We start from the raw sequence: 3685 nt of genomic DNA, 5'->3' as shown, positions 1-3685 counted from the left end.
GGGGGCCGGGGCCGGGGTGGGGCCGGGGCCGGGCGGTGGGCGCGGGACCCCCCCGGGGGGGGGGGGGGGGGGGGGGGGGGGGGCGGGCCGGGGCCGGCCGGCCCACTCCTTACCGCGGCTGTCAGCCGAGGAGGGTGCCCAGGTAGCGGTCGTTCTTCTTCACCTGGATCTTCTTCTGCGCGACCTTCTCCACAGTGATCACCTCCTTCCGGGGTTCCGCGGGATGCCGGGGGAGAGACGAGGGAAACCCTCGTCTCGGCCGGTCAGGTGGCCAACCCGACCGGACTCCTGGGGGGTTCCGTCGACGTCTTGGTCGACGGCGTGCCGAGCAGTACATCGCCCAGCTCGTTGGTGACGGTCGTTCCCGGAGAAATGATGTCGAGGTGGTACTGGGTAAAGGGCGTGAGGCCGATTCCCCAGTGCAGGCAGCCCTGGGTCGCCCCGTACACCTCGTTCATCGCGTGATTACCGGGAAGCAAGTCGAGTGTGGTGTTGAGCGCGTGGCCGATTTCCCAGACGATGCGGTATCTGGAATCTACCTCGAAGAGCGCTTCGAACATCTCCAGAATAACACGGCCGGCCGGGTCTGGGCAAGTCATTTTGGTAATCAGACCGTTGTCGACCTGAGCCACGACGGCGAACTCGCTGAGCGGCCAGAGCTTGCTGTGAATGCGCTCCTGGTCGCGCCGCGAGAACGACGGCGTACCAGAGTGCAGGATCGGGTTGCCCTGGATGACTATTTCTCCGTCAAGGGGCAGTCGAAGATAGTCCTCGAACTCCCTGATCTCGATGGGAAGCACACTGATCTCGCCGGCTGGCACAATCTGTTGTTCGCCCCAGCCGACCAGTCCGGCCTGTTGGTTCCAGACCAGTTCGCGGTCGAACAGGCGCAGGACCGCCACTGTGCCGTACCGGTCGTCGCGGTACTCCAGCGTCTCGCCGCGCTCGGCGAGCTCGAAGAACCGGTCGGAGAAGTCCTCCTGGGCCTGCGGGTCGGTCGCCTCGACACAGCGCAGGAAGTGGCGCAGGGTCTCGACGTCCGTCGGCGTGGAGTTGCAGGCCATCCCGAGCAGTTTGCGGCGCGGCCCGAGTACGTCCACCGGCGGCGACTGGAAGAAGTGAGAGGGCGACATTACCAGTACGTGCGCCTGCTCGGGAACATCTTCCCGCATGAGACGGGCAAACTCGTCCTCGCCTCCGCGGAAGTCGATGATTCGATAGTCATCATACGGAGCGGTCTTGATCAACTGGATGTGCTCCAGCAGGGCAGCATTCGTGACCAGGCAGAAGACGGTGCCGGTGGGATCTCCGAACTGCCGTATCCTGGCCGGATCGACGACGATCTCGGACGAGGGCATCTCTCATCTCCTCCTGACACGTGCGGGCCGGGTGGCGGGCGCCGGTGAGGCAGGACTGGATCGACCGCCAGGGATCATCACGAATGAAATCGAGAATGATCGGGGAGACTTCCTGGGTGGCGACGCCAGGGACATTGTGTGGGTCGGGCGGATTCCCGCTCCGGCCACTGCTTCTGCCACTGCTTCTGCCACTGCTTCTGCCACTGCTTCTGCCACTGCTTCTGCCACATCGGCCCGTGGACCGGACGAGCCTTTGAACAGAATCATAACGGACCGGACGTGGTCGGGGAGGCTTTCCGGATACGTCGCGAGGTTAAATCCGGATTACCTCGCCGCGGGGGATCGGCCGTCGCCGGTGTTTGACTGGAATGGGAGCGGCGGAGACAGGGCCGCCACGGGCGAGGTCGGAATGGGAACGCACGTCCGCATCTCGCGCCGGCCATGACCGGGCGGCAGCGTCACCCCCGCGACGTGCACGGGAACGCCGTACAGATCGCTGAGATGTTCGCCGGTCACGACGTCGTCGGGATGCCCGTCCGCGATCAGGGCTCCGCCGCGCATCAGCACCGCCCGGTTGGCGTAGGTGAGCGCGTGCGAGGGCTGGTGGGTGGTCATGATCACGGCATGGCCCTCGCGGGCGAGTTCGGCGACCACCTGCAGGGTGCGGACCTCGTTGCCGTAGTCCAGCGCGGCGGTCGGTTCGTCGAGGACGAGGATCGCCGCCCGTTGCGCGAGCGCGCGGGCGAGGAGTACCAGTTGACGTTCGCCCCCGGACAGCGCCGCGAAGGACCGGTCGGCCAGGTGCGCGATGCCCAGGCGGTCGAGCTGCGCCAGGGCGCCGCGGCGGTCGCGGGCCGACGGGGATTCGAGCACGCCGAGATAGGGCGTGCGGCCCATGACGGCGATGTCCAGGGCGGTGAACGGGAACGGCGACGAGGTCGACTGCGGCACGTACGCCACCCGGCGGGCGAGTTCACGCGGCGCGAGCGAGCCGATCTCCTGCCCGCGGATGCGCACCGTGCCGGCCGTTGGCTTCAGGAAGCCGAGCACGCAGCGCAGCAACGTCGTCTTCCCGGCACCGTTCGGCCCGAGCAGGGCGCAGACCTCGGCGGCGTGCACGGTCAGGCTGACGTCGGTCAGCCGGTGGCCGGTGCGCCCGTACCTGAACGACAGGCCGCTGACCTCGATCTCCGGGGCGCCGGCGGGATCCGGTCCCGGCGCCGCCGCGCCGTCCGTGACCTGCGGTGCTGGACTCAGAGCCACTGGCGTCCCGCCTTTGCGAGCAGTCCGACGAAGAACGGCGCGCCGATCAGGGCGGTCAGGATGCCCAGCGGCAGGTCCATCGACGTCGCGGTGCGCGCGACGTCGTCGACGGCGAGCAGGTAACTGGCGCCGATGAGCGCTGACACCGGCAGCAGGCGGTTGAACGACGGCCCGGCGAAGAAGCGCGCCAGGTGCGGAACGACCAGGCCCACCCAGCCGATGATCCCGGCGACACTCACCGCGGTCGCCGTCATGAGCGTCGACGCACCGATCGTCAGTGCCCAGATCCGGGTGCGGTTGACGCCGAGCGACCGCGCCTCGTCGTCGCCGGTCGCCAGCACCGTCAGTTGCCAGCGCACCGAGGTCAGGGCGATCAGGCAGACCCCCACGATGACCACGGGCACGATCAGCCCGTGCATGCTGGCCCGGCCGAGGCTGCCGAACAGCCAGAACGTGATCTCCGGCAGCGTCGTCTCCGGATTCGCGAAGTACTGCGCGCTGGAGATCAGCGCATTGAACATCGCCCCGATGATGATGCCGCCGAGCACCAGGATGATCAGTGAGCCCCGGCCGACGAACCGGGCGATGGTCAGCGCCAGGACCGCGGCGAGCAGCCCGCAGCCGAAGGAGATGATCTGGAGCGCGGTGGTGTCGAGGTGCAGCAGGATCGACACGCTCGCGCCGAAGCCGGCGCCCGCCGCGACCCCCAGGATCTCCGGGGAGACCAGCGGGTTGCGGAACATCGTCTGGTAGGCCGCCCCGGAGGAGGCCAGTGCGGTGCCGACGAGCAGCGCGGCGAGGATCCGCGGCATCCGGATGTCCATGACCACCGCGCGGTTCTGGCCGGAGACCGGCTCACCGATGCCGAACAGTTCGTGCCCGAGGACCCGCAGCACCGTCAGCGGCCCGAGCGAGTACCGGCCGAGCCCGAAGGAGATCACCACCAGCGCGAGCAGGACCACGGCGAGCAGGACGACCCGCAGGTTGTCGGCGACGCCGGCGCGAACGCGCTCCGCCAGCCGCCTGCTGGCGCCGGGGACCGGGTCCGCGACGGGCACCGGGTC

At 68.6% G+C, this 3685-nt stretch carries 3 protein-coding genes; all 3 read right to left on the bottom strand.

Annotation, left to right across the window (positions count from 1 at the left end; all coding sequences use genetic code 11):
- Positions 1-263: 263 nt before the first annotated feature.
- Entirely contained in the window at positions 264-1358 is a 1095-nt protein-coding gene (locus tag MXD60_RS03635) for a hypothetical protein (RefSeq protein WP_248817503.1), read from the bottom strand.
- A gap of 324 nt (positions 1359-1682) precedes the next feature.
- A complete protein-coding gene (locus tag MXD60_RS03630; RefSeq protein WP_248817502.1) occupies positions 1683-2621 on the bottom strand; it encodes an ABC transporter ATP-binding protein in 939 nt (312 codons plus the stop codon).
- Positions 2612-3685 (bottom strand): FecCD family ABC transporter permease (locus MXD60_RS03625; protein WP_248817501.1); only part of this gene is annotated, 1074 nt, incomplete at its 5' end. The genes MXD60_RS03630 and MXD60_RS03625, both read right to left, overlap by 10 nt.

This window comes from Frankia sp. AgB32 (genome assembly GCF_023243045.1).
In the GTDB taxonomy this organism is placed as follows: Bacteria; Actinomycetota; Actinomycetes; order Frankiales; family Frankiaceae; genus Frankia.
This window is presented reverse-complemented; position numbering and strand designations above follow the sequence as displayed.

What these genes read in the sequence shown, in the direction of transcription:
- MXD60_RS03635 (WP_248817503.1), bottom strand. Translation starts at nt 1,358, where the DNA reads ATGCCCTCGTCCGAGATCGTCGTCGATCCGGCCAGGATACGGCAGTTC.